We start from the raw sequence: 19,145 nt of genomic DNA, 5'->3' as shown, positions 1-19,145 counted from the left end.
CATGGGCACCGCGAAGCCAAGGCCGTGGGTCGCGATCCCGACCTTCCTGATCATCCAGGCCGTCCTCGCCTGCTGGTGGGCGGCCTTCTACCCCGGCCTGTTCAGCCGCGACTCGGTCCTCTACCTCAGCCACACCGTCGTCGGCCCCTGGGTGAGCGACCACTCGGTGCTCTACGACGCGCTGCTGTCGCTGAGCTTCACCAAGACGGGTGACCTGGGCGCGGTCACGTTCGCGCAGACCACCGCCATGGCGGCGGCGCTGACGTACCTGGCGCAGTCGCTCAAGGCGCTCGGCGCGCCACGCCTGCCGACCACGCTCGTGGCGATGCTCATGCCGCTGGCGCCGCCCGTGGGGGCGTTCTCGGTGACGCTGTGGAAGGACGTGCCGTTCACGATCTGCGCGGTCGCCGTCGCGGGCGTGTGCGCCCGGATCGCGGCCAGACGCGCCGTCACCGTGCCCACGCTCGTCGGGCTCGGACTGCTCTTCACCGCATTGGGGCTCTTTCGGGCGAACGGCTTCCTCGTCGTGGGCGTCGCCGTCCTCGCGCTGCTGGTGATCGTCACGACCATGCGCGTACGCCTGCTGCTCGCCGGCACCTTCGCCGCGGCCCTGCCGCTCGTGCTCACGAACCTCGTGTTCCCGCAGTTCGGCATCATGGCCCCGGCCAAGACGTACGTGTACCACACGGCCTTCGGCGACATCGCGGTGGCGTACCGGGACCATCCCGAGCTGTTCACCGAGCAGGACAAGGCGTTGATGGCCAACGTGGCGCCGCTGACGCGGTGGTGGGACGGCGGGACCTGCTACACGATCAACCCGCTGATCTGGCGGCGGGACTTCAGCTGGCAGCAGGCCGACGCGCACGCCTCCGAGCTGCTCGACCTGTGGAAGCGGCTGCTGATCTCCGAACCCCGCATGGTCATCGACACCCGGCTGTGCCGGGGCGCGATCGCGTGGCGGCCCGTGCAGGACGAGTTCGCCGTCGGGGGGATGACGTACCGGTTCTCGCTGCGGCCCAACGCCGACACCTACGTCGGGCCGAACAAGGTGCCCGACTTCCCCGGACGGTGGGTCTTCTCGCTGCGGCCGCAGTCGTGGGAGCTGAACCAGGTGGCGGACCCGTGGCTGACCGGGGCGCTGGCGCCGCAGTACGACTGGGTGCTGTGGCGGGGGGCGTTGTGGGCGTACGTGTCGTACCTGGCCGTGGCGCTGGGGGCGCTGGCGCTGCGGAACCGGTACGTGCTGGGGGTGGCGGCCGTGGTGGCGGGGCAGCAGCTCACGGTGCTGGCCAACATCTCGGCGCAGGACTTCCGGTACATGGCTACGCCCATCTTCGTGGGGGTGCTGCTGGTGCCGCTGCTGGTGGGAGGGTTGGGGCGGGTGGTGGTCGCTTCGGCACGGGGGGCTGGGCGCGCACTACGCCGCAAACCCTCCGAGCCCCGGACCCCGCTAGGGAACGCCGCCCCTGCGCCGGACGCACCTCCGGCCACCGCGCCCGATGCGCCTTCAGCTGACGAGCCCACGGGTCACGGGGCTGCCGGTGACGGGGCTGCCGCTGACGGGGCTGCCGCTGACGGGGCTGCCGCTGACGGGGCTGCCGCTGACGGGGCTGCCGCTGACGGGGCTGCGGGTGACGGGGCTGGGGCGGGCGGGTCGGGGGCGCTTGGGCGAGAGGGTGATCGGGAGTAGGCCCGGCGGGTGGAGCAGGGTTCAGGCTGCCATCGCGGTGAGGGTGTCGAGGGGATCGGCTTCGGTGTCGGCGAAGGTCGGCAGTTCGAACCAGATGGCCTTGCCGCGAGGGGTGGGGGTACCGCCCCAGGAGCCGGAGAGCGTGTCGACCAGGAAGAGTCCGCGTCCGCGCTCGGCGTCGAGGTCGACGGTGCGCATGGTGGGCAGCTGGGGGTTCTCGTCTTCGACTTCGCAGCGCAGCAGGCCGTTCTCGGCGGAGAGGCCGAGGTGGACCTGTCCGTGGGCGTGGTCCAGCGCGTTGGCGACCAGTTCGCTGACGAGCAGCTCCGCGACCTCGATCTGGTCGTCGAAGCCCCAGTCGGCGAGCTTGTCGCGGGTCAGCCGGCGTGCGGTACGCACCGAGCCGAGGTCGTCCGACAGCCACCACGCGGCCGTGCGGCGTGTCGCCGGGCTGTGGCCGGTGGCCGTCGTGTAGATGCTGGTCCGCGAAACGCTGTTCATTGCCCTTGCACCCCGTGTGGCAGCTGAGGTGGCTGCCGTCCGGTTCCCTTCGGTCCTCTCTTCAGGTGAGCGTGGATTGCTCACAACACGAGAATGCCTCGGCGTGCTACCTGGAGAAGAGGTGAGAAATCCCCATATAGGCACCTATTCCGGACTACGTAGGTACCTACGGGACGCCCGCTGGACGGCCTGGGCAGCCGCACCTTCCGGTAACAAGAGCGGGCGGCCACCATCCGACTCCGGGAGTGAGATGGCGCTGATACGTGGCGGCCGGGCCGTGACAGCGCGCGGTCAGCCTGGGAGCAGCGGTGGTCGGCATCGTCTTCCTCATGGACAAGCACCCCCCGATGCCCCGATGAGGAGCACCACCATGATGACCTTCGCCGCCGTTCCGCAGTTGCTCATCGCTCTGGCCTTCGTGGGCATCCCCCTCGTACGCCACCGCTACGGCCGCGAGGCGGGGATGGTCGCGGAGCGGGAGCTGGAGCGTCAGGGCGTCCCCGACCGCGTCCTGAAAGAGCACAACATCAACTTCGACGCCGGCGGCCACGAGACCGCGCAAGGCCTTCGAGCGCAAGGGGCGACCCGATGCTGCGGCGCATCGACGTGCCGGCGCTGCTGAAGGCGGCTGCGAGCGCCTTCCCGAGCTGGGTGATGCCGGGCTGCAGAACGTCCGGCACACGGCGGTGATGGGTGGTTCGATCCTCGTCTGAGCCGGAACACGCGAACGCCGCGCGGGCGAGATCCCGCGCGGCGCGTTCGTATGCGCTACTACCAGAATGCGGGCCAGTGCTCTGGCCTTCAGGCCGGCGGTGAAGGCCCACGCGGGTTGGACGGGGCGATCTTGGGTGGGAAGTTCACCAGCAGGTGGACGTGATTGTTCCCGCCGTTGAACGCGCGCAGCTCGGTCTCGAAGTCGGCGCACACGTCCCGCATGATCTCCTCCAGCCTGTTCAGGTGGGCGTCGGCGAACACCTCGTGCCGGAACTTGGTCACGAAGGCCAAATGCGCATGGAGGGCGAAAACACAGTGCCTGCCGGTTCTGATGACTTCATGCTCGGCCATAAACCAAAAAGTATGATCAGTGGGTGCAGCTTCGTTACAACTACCGGCTGTATCCCGACGCCGACCAGCGTGCCATGCTGGCGCGGGCGTTCGGCTGCGCCCGCGTGGTGTTCAACGACGCGCTGCGCCTGCGGAGCGACGCCCGCGCGGCGGGTCTGCCGTACCTCTCGGACGGGGACCTGTCCAAACAGGTCATCACTGCGGCCAAGCAGACGCCGCAGCGGGCGTGGCTGGGCGAGGTCTCAGCGGTGATCCTGCAGCAGGCGCTCGCGGACCTGAACACCGCCTACCGCAACTTCTTCGCCTCCCTGACAGGCAAGCGCAAGGGCCGAAAGGTCGCCCCGCCCCGGTTCCGGTCACGCAAGGACTCCCGGCAGAGCATCCGGTTCACCAAAGAACGCCCGGTTCAAGGTCACCGAGTCGGGCCGCCTGCGGTTACCGAAGATCGGAGACGTGCCGGTCCGCTGGTCGCGTTCGTTGCCCTCCGATCCATCATCGGTGACGGTGATCAAGGATTCGGCGGGCCGGTACTTCGCGTCGTTCGTGGTCGAGACTTCGGACGAGCCGTTGCCCGAGACGGGTTCCGAGATCGGCATCGACCTGGGCCTGACGCACTACGCGGTGATGTCGGACGGCCAGAAGGTGGACAACCCGCGTACCTTGCGCCGGGCAGCGAAGAAGCTCTGCAAGGCACAGAAGGCACTGAGCCGTAAGGAGAAGGGCTCGGCGAACCGGGCCAAGGCCAAGGTGAAGGTCGCCAAGGCGTACGCCAAAGTGGCCAGCACGCGCCGAGACTGGGCACACAAGCTCTCCACCACGATCATCCGCGACAACCAAGCGGTGTACGTGGAGAACCTTGCGGTGTCCGGCCTGGCGCGCACACGCTTGGCGAAGTCGGTGCACGACGCGGGCTGGTCCCAGTTCGTCGCCATGCTGGAGTACAAGGCCGTCAGGTACGGCCGCCACTTCGGCAAGATCGACCGCTGGTTCCCCTCGTCGAAGCTGTGCTCGGCGTGCGGGACCATCGCCGAGTCGATGCCGCTGAACATCCGGGAGTGGACCTGCCCGTGCGGGGCGGCTCACGATCGGGACGTCAACGCAGCGATCAACGTCCTCGCCGCCGGGCAGGCGGAGAGGCTAAACGACTGTGGAGCGCAGGTAAGACCGGGACTTGTTCCGGCACCGCGCGAGGAAGCAGTAACCCACCCGGGGCCACACGCGTGGCAGACGGGAATCTCTGTCCATTAGGGCGGAGTGGATGTCAACAGCCGCCGTTGTGGAGCAGCAGCTGGCTGGGCGCGGACGGCGCCGCCGGGGAACTCGCCCGTGTGCAGGTTGGCGTACCAGCCCTTGGGGTTGTTCGCGATCCTGGCGAGCATACGACCCGCGTCGCGCGCCGGGTTCAATCCGCGAATGTGTATAAATACGCATTCGCCCTGGTAGAAGGCGGTCTGGCGGCTCCCTCCGGGCGCAGGCGGTGAACCCTGCCGTGAACACCCCCGTACCTGTCGAAGATCGGACTTTCCTTGCCCACGACAAAACCGGAGGGAGTGGTCGCATGTGGAGTCCATCGGGGGAAAGACGTTTCAGGCCGTGGTTGGGGGCGGTCTGCCTGAGCGGAAGTGTCGCGCTCGTGCTGTCGGGCTCTCCGCCGTACGCGCAGGCCGGGTTGGATGTCTATCTGAGCACGGTCGCGGCTGAGGGCATCGCCTGCCCGAACGTGGCCGACAAACTGCCCGACATCCCGGCCGCCGCCAAGGCCGAGGTGGACCGCAACCTCGCGCAACTCGACAAGCAAATCCAGGAGGCCAACAACCGGCTCGCCACCTCAGAAGGACAAGGAGGCCCCAACTTCGTCCAGAACGCCATCCTCGGCCCGCTCGCCGACAAACGCGCCGCCGCCATCGACCGCATCGCCATAGCCATCGGACGCGTCGCAGAACGCCCCACCGGCCTCGACGACCTCGCCACCTGCTCGCTCGGCGACTCCGCGGCCCCATCCCAGGAGGCCACCCCGACCGACCAGGCAACCCCATCCAGCCAAGCCACCCCATCCACCCCACCGGAACAGACCACCGCGCCGCCACCGACCGGGTCCGCCACGCCTGATCCCGGCGGTGGCCAGGCGGCGCAGACCATCGTCTGCCCGAACGTGGCGGACAAGCTGTCCGACGTCCCCGCCGCCGCCAAGGCCGAGGTGGACCGCAACCTCGCCCAACTCGACAAGCAACTCCAGGAGGCCAACGACCGGCTCGCCACCTCAGAAGGACAAGGAGGCCCCAACTTCGTCCAGAACGCCATCCTCGGCCCGCTCGCCGACAAACGCGCCGCCGCCATCGACCGCATCGCCATAGCCATCGGACGCGTCGCAGAACGCCCCACCGGCCTCGACGACCTCGCCACCTGCTCGCTCGGCGACTCCGGCCAGAACTCGGCGGACGCCGGGCTGTCGGCCGCGGACTACGTCGACATCCGTGACGTGCCCAAGGCGGAGCAGCCGCAGGCAGGCGAGAACGCCTCGATGGGCACGTACACCTCCCAGTGCGGCACCAACCGCCAGGGTCACTCCAACACCGACAACCTCATCCTCGCCCCGGGCATGTCGGACGGGGCCCAGCTCAGGCAGGACTACGTGGGCAACCTGTCCACGGACGCGTTCTCGACCAACGAGAGCCTGGCCGCCGCGGACACCACCTGCCGCACCCGCGACGACCGGTCCGCCTACTTCTGGCCGACCCTGCGCGTACGCGGATCCGACGACGAATCCGCGGCCAAGGGCGACACGAACGCCGAGGGTGGCACGTACACCGAGGGTGGCACGAACGCCGGGAGCGACACGAACGCCGGGAGCGACACGAACGCCAAGGGCGACACGAACGCCGAGGGCGACACGAACAACGTCGGCACCCCCGTACAGCCGACGTCGGTGAAGCTCGAGTACCGCGGCAACCTCACCTCAGAGGTGACGGCGGCGCCGAGGTTCCTCAGGATGATCTCCGGCGACGCCAGGGCGGCCAGCAACGGCGCTGAGAACGCCCGCCCGACGTTCACCTGCACGGGCTTCACCGACCGGCTGACCGACAAGTACCCGATCTGCCCCTCCGGCAGCGACCTGGTCCGCGTCTTCGACATGCCCAGCTGCTGGGACGGCCAGAACCTCGACAGCGCCGACCACCGCACGCACCTCGTCTTCCCTGACGAGACCGGCGCCTGCCCCAGCGGCACCGAGGCCGTGCCGCAGCTCCGGATGACGCTGACCTACGACGACGTGCCCACCTCGGGAGACGCCCCCTTCGCGGTGGACGGATTCGCGAGCGAGCAGAACGACCCGAGCACCGACCACGCCGGCGCCATCGGCGTGATGTCGCACAGGCTCATGAACACCGTCGTCCGCTGCATCAACAACGGCAAGAACTGCTGACACCGACAGCATCGTGCCCGGCCTGTGGGGAAGCAGGTGGGCATGGCTCGGAGCAGCGCGTCGGCGGGTGACTGCCGATGGAGTTCGAGACGCTGGTGAAGGCCGCCCAGTGGGCCGGGGTGGAAGATCCCCGGCTGCTGGCGGCCCTCGCCACCACACCGCGCGACCGGTTCGTGCCGCCGCGTCACGCCGACCGCGCCCCTTTCGACGAACCGATCCCGATCGGCCACGGCCAGCCCACCTCGCAGCCGTCCCTGATCGCGCAGATGATCGACGCCCTGCGGCTGTCCGGCACGGAGACGGTCCTGGAGATCGGCACCGGGTACGGCTACCAGACCGCCCTGCTCGCCCGTATGGCCCGCCGCGTGTACTCGATGGAACGCCACGCCGACCTGGCCCGGCACGCGCGGGCCAACCTCGCCGCAGCCGGGATCACCGGCGCCGAGGTATTCGTCGGCGACGGCACCGCCGGACTGCCCGAGCACGCGCCCTTCGACGCCGTCGTCGTGTCCGCCACGGCCCGTACGGTGCCCGCCCCGCTCGCCGAGCAACTCGCCGAGGGCGGACGGCTGGTCATGCCGATCCACGAGGAGCTGAACGAGACCGTCGTGCTCTTCGGCAAGCGGCACGACCGCCTGGTCCAGGAGCGCCTGCTGACACCCGCCCGGTTCGTCCCTCTGATCGGCGAACATGTGGACGACACGCCCTGCCCGTGAATACGTCATGACGCGAATGGCTCCGACTGACCACAGGACGGGTCAGGTAAATGTGCGAGTCGGCGAAAATACCGCGCGCTCGTGGCCGTTTCGGGCGACTTACAGGCATATATCGGCATCGCGGGGGTTCTGTCGCGGCCGCGCCCTCTCGACCGCTACGGTATGGGGCTGAGCGCCGCCGCAGAGGCGGCGACCTCGGACGATCAGCGAAGACCAGGGGACATTTCGAAAGAAGTTGAAGTGACGACCGCGGCCTCGCCGCGTCCCTCTACTCCTGCCGAGACCCTGGCTCGCCCGCTTTGAGGGCTTTGTGCTGGATCGCCATTAGGGCGATCGGGATGGGACCAATCAGCACTGCCCTCCAGCGGCTAATGATCTTGCAATTACCCCCATAATCCTTCAAACAGGCATGGATTCCGATTAATCATGACTTATCAGTCTTATCCGTTAGACCAGACCCCTCCGGCTCAGCCCCCGACGCCGGCCGCTCCCCCGGCCGAGCCCGTGACGGCGACCGCAGAGGCCGAGGAGGACAGCGGCGGCGTCCTCGACGTACTCGAGAAGATCGGCTCGGTGGTGGTCCCGGCCGGTGTCACGCTGTACGCGCTGCTGTACATGGGCTTCAAGGAGATGTACAGCGTCTTCGGCATCACGCCCGAGCAGGCCGGCATGGACCAGTCCGTGCTCTTCGGGCGGCTCCTGGGCACCCTGCTGCCGCTGATGCTGATCACCGCCTCGTTCATCGGCCTGCTCATCGGCCTGGGCTGGCTGCTCGACCGCATCACCCGCGGCTGGGCCGGGCGCGTGTTCCAGGCCGTCCGGAAGCGCCCGTGGATCGTCGCCGTGATCGCCGCGATCTGGGCAGGTCTGTCCTACCTGGGCTTCCTCTATTACGTGTACACCGCATCGGGAGAGCACCTGGGCGGCGGTGAGGTCGTCTTCGCGATCCTGCTCGGCTTCCTGGCCTACGTGGTGCCCTTCCGGCTGCTGCGCCGCAAGGCGATCGGCCGCGCCGGGATGAAGGTCCTCATCGGGGCCTTCACGGGCGTCGGGCTGGGATACCTGCTCATCATCCAGATGGTCTTCGGCGCCGTGCAGGTGCAGGAGACCGGGCAGGCCAACACCCTGCTCGACAGCCTCGGCTTCCAGGACCAGTGGGCGAGGCTCCAGGACAGCAGCGGCAAGACGCTCTACGACGGGCGCTGGATGATGCTGCTGGGCGAGTTCGAGGGCGGGTACGCCTTCTACGACTGCGACAAGCTGATGACCTTCCGCAAGTTCTCGGAGAGCACGATCCTGGTCGACATCCAGCTCGACCCCGACCGCGAAAAGGGCTTCACCTGCGGCACGCTCGCCGACAAGGACAAGAAAGCCGGCTGACCCCGGAAAACCCGCGTCCTGTACGGCGGACGCCGCCGCCGTACAGAACCGCGGGCCTCGACATTTCCCCAAATCCCGTTACGACGCGGTCACGACCGGTTAAAGTCCAACCCACTCGCTGGCGCAGGGATGACGACGATGGGGGCCGAGGTGGCTCAGCACCTGAACGCGGCGCTGGCGGAGCTGGTGATCCTCCGCCGGTTCCGCCGGAGGAAGGTCCGCTTCGGCCGCCGGACCGGGCCTCTGGTCTTCCAGCTGGAGCCCCCAGATGATGACGCCGCCGATCACGCGGCCGACCTCGAGGCGATTCGGTCGTGGCCCGCGGAGTACTACGAAGAGTACGCGAGCGTCCTGCCGATCAACGAGCCGTGCGGGACCGCCGACCTGGCGCGGTTCGCGGCGGAACTGCGGGCCGTCGCACACAGGTTCTCGCGTCCCGCCTACCGGCTTCCCCTCGTCTTCCCCCGCTTCGAGGCCGCGTACGCGCTCGCGACCTGGGACCTGCGGGACCCGGACCAGAAGCGCCTCGCCGAGCTGGGCGAGCTGGACGCCGAGTTGGAGGAGAAGGTCAAGGAGGCGATCGACAGGGCCCGGCAGAAGATCCTGCGGGAGGTCCGCAAGGCGATCAAGAAGGTGGTCACGAACTCCTACCTCGGAAACCTGGCCAGCGGCATCGTCGGCCTGGCGATCGGCGTGTTCGGCGCTTTCCGGGTCCGCGCCCACTGGACCCTGCGCTGGTACCGGAAGAAGGCGTTCAAGCGGCCGCTGGGGACCACCGAGGAGCTCGTCAGGGAGCTGCGCCGGCTGCTGATCGAACCGGGCGGCGAGCCGTCCGGGAGCAGCGTCGGCGAGAAGGAGCTCCTGCTCGTCAAGGCCCTGCTGGCCGATGTCGACGCGCACTACGGGCTTCTCCGCCGGCTCAACCGGGTGCGCCGTCCCGTCATCCTCCTGCCTGACGTCGATCTCGTCCCGGCGCGGCGGAAGATCAGGGACGCCCTCCTGGCCGCGTACGAGCACGGGTCCCGCGGCCTGCGCGTCCATCCCGTCGTCGTGGCGACCTCGGCGCGGGGCGGGGCGCCGGTCGCGAGAGGGGCCAACCCGCCCGTCTCCCCGGGCGAGCTCGCCAAAGAGATTCCGGCGCTGTTCGCACGGCGGAAGGAGACCATCGAGAACATCATCGCCGGCGGCGCCGATCCGGTGCCCAGCCGGCTGCTGCCGGTCACCCTGGGATCGGGCCCGGCACCGAGCCCGCCCCGCAGGGGGCCCGGACCGCTGACCCTCACCACCGAGCTGCTCGCCCTCGCGGGTGTCCTGTGTTTCGTCGCGTACGCGGTGATACTCCCGCCGCCGGAGCCGGCGAGCTGCGGTGAAGGGCTCGTGGTGATGGGCGCGGACTGCATCGGCGTGTCGGACGGCACCGGCGTGCTCATGCCGGATCTCGACGGCATGCGGGAAGTCTTCGCGCGCATCGAGACGGAGAACAACCGGATCGCGGCGAAACCGTACGCCACCGTGGCGTTGATGATCCCTCTGCAGTCGGACATCCCGGCCGTGCGCAAGCAGATCCTGAGCGAGGTGCAGGGCGCCTATCTGGCCCAGCTGCAGGCCAACACCCCCGACGCCGCCAAGCCTCCGATCCGCCTCGTCCTCGCCAACCCCGGCCGCGACTACCGGTACTGGCAGAAGACCGTGGGTTACCTCACCGCGAGGGAGCCGCAGCTCCGCGTCGTCGCCGGGTTCAATCTCAGCCTGACCGACACGTGGAACGCGATGCACCACCTGACGAAGGACCTGGGGATCCCCGTCGTCGCGGGCCTGGTCACCTCGACCGACTTCGCCAATCCGGAGACCCAGGACCGGAGCCGGGATCCGTTCCCCGGCCTGGCCCGCGTCGTCTCGACCTCCAAGGAGCAGGCCGAGGCGCTGCTCAGGTCCGACCCGAAGCTGGCGGGTGCCGAGAGCGCGCTCGTCGCGGACATCCGGCCGCTGGACAACTACGACAAGTCGCTGCGCGACGCCTTCACCGAGGCCCGGAAAGGCAAGAAGGGCACCGGGGTCCAGGACATGACGTACGAGTCACCCGGCCTGGAGGAGCCCGGCCGCACGCCGAACCGGTTCCAGGACTTCGCCCTGAACATCTGCCAGTCGAACGCCCGGTTCATCTATTTCGCCGGCCGCGCCTACCATCTGAAGCTCTTCGTCAAGACGCTGGCGAACACCTACTGCTCCGGCAAGAAGTCCTACACGGTGATCACCGGCTCCGACGCCACGACGCTCGACCGCCGCCTGGACGCCGAGGACCTCGAACTCATCCGGGGCGACCCGGGCGGCGGCAGACCGTCCGTGTCCGTCGAGTACGCCGCCCCGGCCCACCCCGGCGCCTGGAACGCCGAGGTGGAGAAGTGGTGGGGGAAGAACAGCCGCAAGAAGCGGGAGGACCTCCCGCGCTATCTCGCCGAGCCGCAGGAGTCGCTGGCCCGGCTCCAGCACCTGATCGCCACCGCCAAGGTCGGCCCGGTGGCACTCGAGGACGGGCGTACGATCATCACCCACGACGTGGTCCTGACCGCCTACCGGGCCCTGGCGAAGGCGGTCGCGATCAGCAGCACCGAGGTCCCTTCCCGGCAGGACGTCAAGGACGTGCTCGCCGACCTGCACGCCGCCTACCGCATCCAGGGCGCGAGCGGCTTGATCTGCCTGACCAGTGCGGGCAACCCGTACGACAAGGCCCTCACGGTCGTCCGCCTGGACCCGGCCTCGGGAAAGCTGGCGTTCAAGGGCGTCGCCTGGCCGGCGGGAAAGCCCCCGAACGGCAACTGCGTCGTACCCTCATGAGGCACCCTGGCATCAGCAAGCATCCCCAGTCCCTGCCGTGCGCTGCCTACGTACGTGGAATAGGTACCTATACGGGGAGTTTTCACCTCTTCCTGCGGCACCTCACTGAGGCATTCTCGATGGTGTGAGCAACCCAGGCTCACAGGAAGAGGACCCACTCGGGGTAGGAAATGAACAGGCTTTCGATGAGCAGCATCCTGACCGCGGTGACCGGCCGCCGCCAGACCACGTGCCGCACGGCCTCGTGGTGGCTCGCGCCGGACCTCGGCTCGGTGTGCGCCGCCCGCCGGCTGACCCGTGACAAGCTCGCCGGCTGGGGCCTCGACGACCAGGTGGAGGTCGCGGAGCTGCTCGTCAGCGAGCTGGTCGGCAACGCGGTCGAGCACGCGTACGGGCCGGTCCGCCTCAGCTTCTCCGCCGAGGACGGCCTGCTGCGCTGCGAGGTCGAGGACGAGAACCCCGACCTGCCGCAGATGCGCGTCGTCGACGCGGACGCGGAGAGCGGCCGCGGGCTGTTCCTCGTCGACCTGCTCTCCTGCTGCTGGGGCGGCGTCCGTACGGCGCGCGGCAAGGCCATCTGGTTCGAGCTGCCGGTGTTCGCCCGCGCCGGGACCGACTCCCCCATCGACGCCCTCGCCGCGGTCGCCGCCTGAGCCCCGAAACCCCTTGAACCCCTGAAGTGCCCCGGCTGGCGAGCTACCGCTACTCCCACTCGATGGTGCCCGGAGGCTTGCTCGTCACGTCGAGCACCACCCGGTTGACCTCCCGGACCTCGTTGGTGATCCGGGTCGAGATGCGCGACAGCACGTCGTAGGGCACCCGCGCCCAGTCGGCCGTCATCGCGTCCTCGGACGTCACCGGTCGCAGCACCACGGGATGCCCGTACGTGCGCCCGTCTCCCTGCACCCCCACCGACCGCACGTCAGCCAGCAGCACCACCGGGCACTGCCAGATCTGCCGGTCGAGGCCGGCCCGGGACAGCTCCTCGCGGGCGATCGCGTCGGCCTCGCGCAGCAGGGCCAGGCGCTCGCGGGTGACCTCGCCCACGATGCGGATCCCGAGGCCGGGGCCCGGGAAGGGCTGGCGCCAGACCATCGCGGACGGGAGCCCCAGCTCCTCGCCCGCCCGGCGCACCTCGTCCTTGAACAGCGCGCGCAGCGGCTCGACGAGCTTGAACTGCAGGTCGTCAGGCAGGCCGCCGACATTGTGGTGGGACTTGATGTTGGCGGTGCCGGTGCCGCCGCCCGACTCCACCACGTCGGGGTAGAGCGTGCCCTGGACCAGGAACTCCACCGGCCCGTCGGCCATGATGGCGCGCTGCTCGTCCTCGAAGACGCGGATGAACTCGCGGCCGATGATCTTCCGCTTCTCCTCCGGGTCGGAGACGCCCTCCAGCGCCTTCAGGAAGCGGTCGGCGGCGTCGACCACGCGCAGCTTCACGCCCGTGACGGCCACGAAGTCGCGCTCGACCTGCTCGGCCTCGCCCTTGCGCAGCAGGCCGTGGTCGACGAAGACGCAGGTCAGCCGCTCGCCGATGGCGCGCTGGACGATCGCGGCGGCCACCGCGGAGTCGACGCCGCCGGACAGGGCGCAGATCGCGTGGCCGTCGCCCACCTGGCGGCGCACGGCCTCGACGGAGTCTTCGACGATGTTGAGCATGGTCCACGACGGGCGGCAGCCGGCGGCGTCGAGGAAGTGCTTGAGCACCACCTGGCCGTGCTCGGAGTGGAGCACCTCGGGGTGGAACTGCACGCCGTAGAGGCCGCGCTCGGGGTGCTCGAAGGCGGCGACCGGGGTCTCGCGCGTCGAGGCGGTCACCGTGAAGCCCTCGGGGGCGGCGGCGACGCTGTCTCCGTGGGACATCCAGACCGTCTGGGCGTCCGGCAGCCCGGCGAAGATCACGCCCTCGTTGAGCACCTCCAGCGCGGTGCCGCCGTACTCGGCCACGCCCGTGCGGGCGACCTCGCCGCCCAGCGCCTGCGCCATGGCCTGGAAGCCGTAGCAGATGCCGAACGTGGGCACACCCGTGTCGAACAGCCCGTGCGGCACCGGCGGGGCGCCTTCGGCGTAGACCGAGGAAGGGCCGCCGGACAGGATGATCGCCTTGGGGTTCTTGGCCATCATCTCCTCGACCGGCATGGACGAGGGCACGATCTCGGAGTAGACGTGGCACTCGCGCACACGCCTGGCGATGAGCTGCGCGTACTGTGCGCCGAAGTCGACCACCAGCACTGTGTCGAATTCAGACACCGTGAGAACCCCCCAAAGGCGAAATGCGGTGACTACAGTCTATCGGCCTTGTGCATTACGCCTGGCCTGCCACCGGCACTCGTGCTAACACAGAACAATGGATCTTGTCTGGCCGGTGACCGCGTGGGCCCTGTGGGCCGCCACGCTGGCCGCCGCCTTCAAGCTGTCCAGCCGCGAACGCCCGCAGGGGGCGCCGCGGCACGAGGCGCCGGAGCCCGTGGTCGAGCTCTTACGCGGTATGCGGGCGCAGGATGTGTTCCATTCGACGCTGTTCGAGCTGGAGCGGCGCGGGTGCCTGACGATCGAGGAGGATCGCCTCTCCCTGGTGTCCCCTCGTGAGGAACCGCTCCTGCCGTATGAGCGATGGGTCCTGGACCGGGTGGCCGCCCGCCTGGGAGGCAAGCCGTACGCGCCGGTGATGGCGCTGATGCCCGAAGGGGCGGAGCTGGACGGCGGCCTGGTCCCGCTCGTCCAGCAGACGGCCATCGACCTCGGCCTGGCACGGCGCCGCTGGCCGACCATGATCGTGCCGGTGCTGCTCGCCGCCGGGCTCGTCGTCCCCTGGTACGCCACGGTCTCGGCGGCCGGGCTGTCGTGGCCGGGCATGATCGCGACGATGGTGTCGTTCGTGGCCGGGGTGGGGCTGCTCATGGCCGGGCGGGGGTTCCTGCTGACCCCCGCCGGGCGGGAGATCGCCGAGCCGGGCGCCGCGCCGGTCAACCCGCGCCACGAGTGGATCTTCACGGGCAGCGGCTGGCGTGGCGTGGAGATCGAGCCGCCCGGTTCCGCCGCGCCCGGCCCCAAACGGCAGGAGATCTCCGGGTACGTCGTCAAGCGCTGGGTCGTGACCGAGCCGACCGACGACCAGGCGGGCAGCAGATGCGTCTTCCACATCGCGGTACACGACGGCAGCTCGGAGAAGGCCCGCTCGTTCATGGTCAGCCAGGGGCTCTACCAGGACGTGCTGCCGGGCGACCAGGTCCGGCTGCTGGTCAAGCCGCGCAGCGGCGCCGTGGACCGGGTGCTGGCCCACGAGCGTCACTGGTAGGGCGGCAGGTTCCCGGTGAGCAGGGTCTCGGTCTGCAGGCGCAGCCGGGCGGCGTACCGGGGGTCGGTCAGCACCAGGAACCGCTCCTCGCGGATGGCCGCCACGACCAGATCGGCCACCTCGGCCGGCTCGATGCCGCGCTCGGCCGCCCGGCCGACCCATTCCCGCGCGTCGGCCTCGTCCTGGGTGGGGGTGGTGACCAGCCCGGCCGGGCGGACGCGCTCGGAGTCGGCGATGCGGGTCCTGACCGCGCCGGGGCAGAGCGCGGTCACGCGAAGTTTCGCGCCCGTGGCGGCCAGGTCTTCGGCGAGGGCCTGGGACGCGGCCATCGCGGCGTACTTGGTGACCGCGTAGCCGCCCGATCCCGGCGTGGTGAACAGCCCGGCCACCGACACCGTGTTGACGATGTGCCCCTCGGTGTCCTGCTCGATCATGCGCGGGACGAACTCGTGGATGCCGTGGAGCACGCCCCACAGGTTCACGCCCAGCAGCCAGGCGAAGTCCTCCTCGCCGCGGGTCCACATGCGGCCGCCCTGGAAGACGCCGGCGTTGTTGCAGAGGACGTGCACGGCGCCGAGCTCGCCGAAGCAGCGGTTGGCCAGGTGCCGTACGGCCGCCGCGTCGGAGACGTCGGTGACCTGCGTGAGCACCTTGCCGTCGCCTGCCTGGTGGGCCGTCTCGGCGAGGCCGCCGGGATCGACGTCGGCGAGCATCAGCGCCATGCCCTCGGCCGCGAACCTGAGCGCCAGCGCCCGCCCGATGCCGCTGGCCGCGCCGGTCACCACGGCGACCTTGCCGGAGAGCTCCCGCACAGGATCATCCTCCCCTCGCTCGCGACCGACGCTACCCGACCTGCCGCCGCCGCCCCAGGCCCCTTCCGAGCTAGAGGATGCGGTCGATCAGGCCCAGGGGCGGCGAGCCGAGGTCGAGCAGGGCCTTGTGGTAGCGCTGCAGGCTGAAGTCCGCGCCCCACTCCGCCCGCGCCCGCTCCCGCAGGTCGCGGATGAGCAGCTTGCCCCAGGTGTAACGCCCGTACGTCGGGTCGAAGGTCGCCCGCCTGGCCTCCGACAGCGCGGCCGGGCCGGCCAGGTGCGTGTCGGACTCGAAGCGCCTGGCGCCCTCCTCGACCGTCATCTGCCCGGTGTGCACGCCGATCGCGCAGGCCAGCCGGGTGACGCGGAGCAGCGCCTCCACCCAGACGCCGATCTCGAACCGCGGGTCGTCCGGCTCGAAGCCCTCCTCCACGCACAGCTCCTCGGCGTAGTGCGCCCACCCCTCGATGAAGGCGAGGGACTGCAGGAGCCGGCGCACGTCCGACCTGGCCCGCCGCAGCGCGCGGGCGTGCGAGAAGTGCCCGGGCGCGACCTCGTGCACGTTGATCGCCGGCAGCGTCGCGTTGCTGAAGACCTCCAGCCACTCCTCCTGGTCCTGCTCCGGCCAGGACGGGTCCGGCGGCGTGATGTAGTACCAGGACGGGCCCTCGGGCTCGCCGGGCGAGTTCCACGCCATCATGGCCATCGCCCAGCGCCGCGACTCGGGCGCCAGCCCCACCAGGCACTCGCCGTCGTGGTAGGGCACGAGGTCCTTCTCGCGGGTGAACGCGATGGCCTTCTCCGTGCCGATCCGCGCCGCCTCGATGACCCCGTCGGGATCGGGGTGGTCCTTGACCAGCTCCCGTACGACGTCCAGCGGCGCCCGGTCCCGCTCGCCCAGCTTGGCGCAGGATTCGGCGAGCAGGCCCATCAGCCGGTCCCGTTCGGCGTCGGCCCGCTCGGCGAGCCTGCCCAGGTCGACGGGCAGCCCCTCGGCCGTGCCCATGAGCCTGGCCAGCGCCTGGCCGCCGAGCGCCGCGTCGGGGTCGCCCTCGGCCGCGGCCCGCTCGACGTGGGCCACGAGCAGGCTGTGCGCCTTGAGCGCGGCCTCGTCGGTGACGCTGGCGGCCAGTCCCCTGGTCGCGGCGACCAGGGACTGCGCGACGGGGGCCGGGACCTGGTCGAGCGAGGCGATCGCCTGGTCCACCGCCTCGGGCCAGAGCGCGAGGTGGGCCGCCTTGGCCGCCTCGCGCTCCTCCTCGGGGGCGTAGTCGCGGTCGTAGCAGGCGAGGTCGAGGTTCGAGAGGTGGATCAGCGGGTTCTTGCGATGCAGCTCCAGCTCGCCGAACTGAGTGCGCAGGCTCTCCTCGAACACCTGTAGGTGCTCGGCGTCATGCGCGTCCGCGGGCAGCGACCCCTCGCCGAGCCGGGCCAGCCCGGACCGCACGCCCGCGGGCGAGAGGTCCTGGATCCGGCCGTCGTACTCGTGCCTGCCGCCGCCCTCGCGAGCCTCCGCCACGATCAGGTCGGTGATGGCTCGCAGCCTGGCGTCAAGTTCTGTCATGCGGCCGACGCTAGCGCACCCCATTCGCCCTGCTTTATACAAGCGCGTACCGGTCGGCCGTAATGTGAGAATGATTCCCATGGCCCTCAAGATCACGACGCTCGCGGAGCGTCCGGAGTTCGCGCCGTCGCTGTTCGAGATGGACCATACGTGGCACGCTTTCGTGCTCGAGGATCCGATCGCGGACCTGTTCTATCCGTTCGCCACCACGACCTACGCCGACTACGTGCTCGTGGCCGACTTCGAGGAGGAGCCGGGACGGCTGGCGGCGCGGGGGTGCATGATGCCGTTCCTCTCCGGGGGCTCCGAGCTGCCCGACGACGGGTGGGACGGCGTGATCAGGCAGGGCTGGCTGGCCCGCGAGCGCGGCGAGCGGCCCGACAGCATCTCCGCCCTGGAGATCTCCGTCCGCCGCGACCTCCAGGGCACGGGACTCTCCTCCCTGATGCTCGCGGCCATGCGCGAGCGCGCCGCCGGCCTCGGCTACCGCGAGCTGGTGGCGCCGGTCAGGCCCAACAACAAGCACCTCGAACCGCGCACCCCCATGGCCGAGTACGCCTTCAGGACCCGCGCCGACGGCCTGCCCCACGACGCCTGGTTACGCGTGCACGTGCGGGCGGGCGGGAAGATCGTCAAGGTGGCACCGCGCTCGATGGTCGTCTCGGGCACGCTGGCGGAGTGGCGGCGGTGGACGGACCTGCCGTTCGACCGCCCGGGCCCGGTGGAGGTGCCCGGCGCGCTCACCCCGGTGCACTGCGACGTGGAGCAGGACCACGCCGTGTACGTCGAGCCGAACGTCTGGGTCACTCACCCCCTGGCCTGAGCGCGACCCGGCGCCGCAGCTCATCGGCGTATGGCCCGGCGTCCAGCCCCTTGGCGGCGGCCCACGCCTCGTCGTGATAGGTCGCCAGATGCCGGTCGGCGGCATCCCCGACCAGCGACACCACGGTGCCGCTCTCGCCCCTGGCCCGCATGCGCTCGACCAGCTCCAGCGCCGCCCAGAGCGCCGTGCCCGACGAGCCGCCCACCGCGAGCCCCGTGACCGCCCGCAGGTGCCGGGCCGCCGCCACGCTCGCCGCGTCGGGCACCGGGATGACGAGGTCGACGAGGTCTGGGCGGAACCCCGGCTCGACGCGGGGCCGCCCGATGCCCTCGATCCGCGACGGCATCCCGGTCGCGTAGTCGGACACGTCGAGCGTCCAGCCCGGGAAATATGCCGAATTATCGGGATCGGCCACCGCGATCCGGCAGGGCACGTCGTGATCGCGTACCCACCGCCCGAGCGTGGCGGAGGTGGCACCCGTGCCCGCGCCCGTCACCACCCAGTCGGGCCGCACCTGGGCGAACAGCTCCTCGGCCAGGTCGTGCTCGGCCGCCCGGCCGAACTGGTCGAGGAAATGGCCCGGGATCCCGCGCGCCGCGTCGTAGATCGCCAGTGGCGGCGTCACGAACCTGCACTCCCCGCCCAGCTCCTCCACCGCCCTGGCCCGCGCCCGGCTGCGCTCGCCCGGCATGACCACGATGTACGGCAGCCCGAGCCGCCGGGCGAACCAGGCCTGCGCGACGGCCGCGTTGCCGCCCGTCGCCTCCACCACGGTCGTGCCCTCGGTGACCAGCCCGTCGAGGACGGCCTGCCGGAACAGCGCCCTGGCATGCCGGTGCCGCAGGCTCCCGGTCGGCTGCGCGGACTCGTCCTTCAGCAGCAGCCTGATCCCGGGCGCCTGGACCGGGAAGTCGATCAGCGGGGTGGGCTCCCCCGCCGCCAGCACGTCGAGGGCGCGCGCGTTCCAGCTCACGGCTCCACCCTGCCAGGCCGGGCCCGGCCGGGGCGGCGCCGTTCGCCACGAGCCGACCGATCCGGCC

At 70.3% G+C, this 19,145-nt stretch carries 15 protein-coding genes and 1 pseudogene; 10 read left to right on the top strand and 6 right to left on the bottom strand.

Annotation, left to right across the window (positions count from 1 at the left end):
* Position 1: 1 nt before the first annotated feature.
* On the top strand, positions 2–1,690 hold the full coding sequence (locus tag HD596_RS19185; protein ID WP_185070728.1) for a hypothetical protein: 1,689 nt from the start codon (positions 2–4) through the stop codon (positions 1,688–1,690).
* A gap of 21 nt (positions 1,691–1,711) precedes the next feature.
* Here HD596_RS19185 and HD596_RS19180 read toward each other — a convergent pair whose 3' ends face one another.
* On the bottom strand, positions 1,712–2,191 hold the full coding sequence (locus tag HD596_RS19180; RefSeq protein ID WP_185070727.1) for an ATP-binding protein: 480 nt from the start codon (positions 2,189–2,191) through the stop codon (positions 1,712–1,714).
* 370 nt (positions 2,192–2,561) lie between these two features.
* Between HD596_RS19180 and HD596_RS19175 the strand changes: the two genes are divergently transcribed.
* Complete coding sequence (locus HD596_RS19175; RefSeq protein ID WP_221519397.1) at positions 2,562–2,813, top strand: hypothetical protein; 252 nt, start codon at positions 2,562–2,564, stop codon at positions 2,811–2,813.
* Between the two features lie 179 nt (positions 2,814–2,992).
* On the opposite strand, the gene tnpA is transcribed toward HD596_RS19175, so the two are convergent.
* Positions 2,993–3,256, bottom strand: coding sequence for an IS200/IS605 family transposase (tnpA, locus tag HD596_RS19170; RefSeq protein ID WP_246554577.1), 264 nt, complete (start codon positions 3,254–3,256; stop codon positions 2,993–2,995).
* Positions 3,257–3,279: 23 nt separating this feature from the next.
* Between tnpA and HD596_RS19165 the strand changes: the two are divergent.
* The 6 genes and pseudogenes from HD596_RS19165 to HD596_RS19140 all read left to right on the top strand — a co-directional run bounded on the left by HD596_RS19165 (position 3,280) and on the right by HD596_RS19140 (position 12,261).
* A pseudogene (locus HD596_RS19165) lies at positions 3,280–4,504 on the top strand (RNA-guided endonuclease InsQ/TnpB family protein).
* 385 nt (positions 4,505–4,889) lie between these two features.
* Positions 4,890–6,677, top strand: a complete 1,788-nt coding sequence (locus HD596_RS61840) for a DUF1996 domain-containing protein (protein WP_313044575.1) — start codon at positions 4,890–4,892, stop codon at positions 6,675–6,677.
* Between the two features lie 77 nt (positions 6,678–6,754).
* A complete protein-coding gene (locus HD596_RS19155; protein WP_185070726.1) occupies positions 6,755–7,393 on the top strand; it encodes a protein-L-isoaspartate(D-aspartate) O-methyltransferase in 639 nt (212 codons plus the stop codon).
* A 504-nt stretch (positions 7,394–7,897) separates the two neighbouring features.
* Positions 7,898–8,773 carry a hypothetical protein gene (locus HD596_RS19150; protein ID WP_185070725.1) on the top strand — a complete coding sequence of 292 codons (876 nt, stop codon included), beginning with the start codon at positions 7,898–7,900 and terminating at the stop codon, positions 8,771–8,773.
* A 138-nt stretch (positions 8,774–8,911) separates the two neighbouring features.
* On the top strand, positions 8,912–11,608 hold the full coding sequence (locus tag HD596_RS19145) for a hypothetical protein (RefSeq protein WP_185070724.1): 2,697 nt from the start codon (positions 8,912–8,914) through the stop codon (positions 11,606–11,608).
* Positions 11,609–11,793: 185 nt separating this feature from the next.
* Complete coding sequence (locus HD596_RS19140) at positions 11,794–12,261, top strand: ATP-binding protein (protein WP_185070723.1); 468 nt, start codon at positions 11,794–11,796, stop codon at positions 12,259–12,261.
* Between the two features lie 49 nt (positions 12,262–12,310).
* On the opposite strand, the gene guaA is transcribed toward HD596_RS19140, so the two are convergent.
* On the bottom strand, positions 12,311–13,858 hold the full coding sequence (gene guaA, locus HD596_RS19135; protein ID WP_185070722.1) for a glutamine-hydrolyzing GMP synthase: 1,548 nt from the start codon (positions 13,856–13,858) through the stop codon (positions 12,311–12,313).
* A 97-nt stretch (positions 13,859–13,955) separates the two neighbouring features.
* Between guaA and HD596_RS19130 the strand changes: the two genes are divergently transcribed.
* Positions 13,956–14,906, top strand: coding sequence for a DUF2207 domain-containing protein (locus HD596_RS19130; RefSeq protein WP_185070721.1), 951 nt, complete (start codon positions 13,956–13,958; stop codon positions 14,904–14,906).
* Here HD596_RS19130 and HD596_RS19125 read toward each other — a convergent pair.
* Both HD596_RS19125 and HD596_RS19120 read right to left on the bottom strand, forming a co-directional pair.
* On the bottom strand, positions 14,897–15,718 hold the full coding sequence (locus tag HD596_RS19125) for an SDR family NAD(P)-dependent oxidoreductase (RefSeq protein WP_185070720.1): 822 nt from the start codon (positions 15,716–15,718) through the stop codon (positions 14,897–14,899). The two genes, HD596_RS19130 and HD596_RS19125, sit on opposite strands and share 10 nt — an antisense overlap.
* A gap of 70 nt (positions 15,719–15,788) precedes the next feature.
* Entirely contained in the window at positions 15,789–17,282 is a 1,494-nt protein-coding gene (locus tag HD596_RS19120) for a DUF885 family protein (RefSeq protein WP_185070719.1), read from the bottom strand.
* A gap of 79 nt (positions 17,283–17,361) precedes the next feature.
* Between HD596_RS19120 and HD596_RS19115 the strand changes: the two genes are divergently transcribed.
* On the top strand, positions 17,362–18,105 hold the full coding sequence (locus HD596_RS19115) for a GNAT family N-acetyltransferase (protein ID WP_246554574.1): 744 nt from the start codon (positions 17,362–17,364) through the stop codon (positions 18,103–18,105).
* Here the strand turns inward: HD596_RS19115 and HD596_RS19110 are convergent.
* Positions 18,086–19,078 carry a PLP-dependent cysteine synthase family protein gene (locus tag HD596_RS19110; RefSeq protein WP_185070717.1) on the bottom strand — a complete coding sequence of 331 codons (993 nt, stop codon included), beginning with the start codon at positions 19,076–19,078 and terminating at the stop codon, positions 18,086–18,088. The genes HD596_RS19115 and HD596_RS19110 overlap by 20 nt on opposite strands.
* Positions 19,079–19,145: the final 67 nt, after the last annotated feature.

The organism is Nonomuraea jabiensis (assembly GCF_014204795.1).
Lineage (GTDB): Bacteria > Actinomycetota > Actinomycetes > Streptosporangiales > Streptosporangiaceae > Nonomuraea > Nonomuraea jabiensis.
The sequence above is the reverse complement of the archived record's forward strand: the minus strand, read 5'-3'. Positions and strand labels throughout refer to the sequence as shown.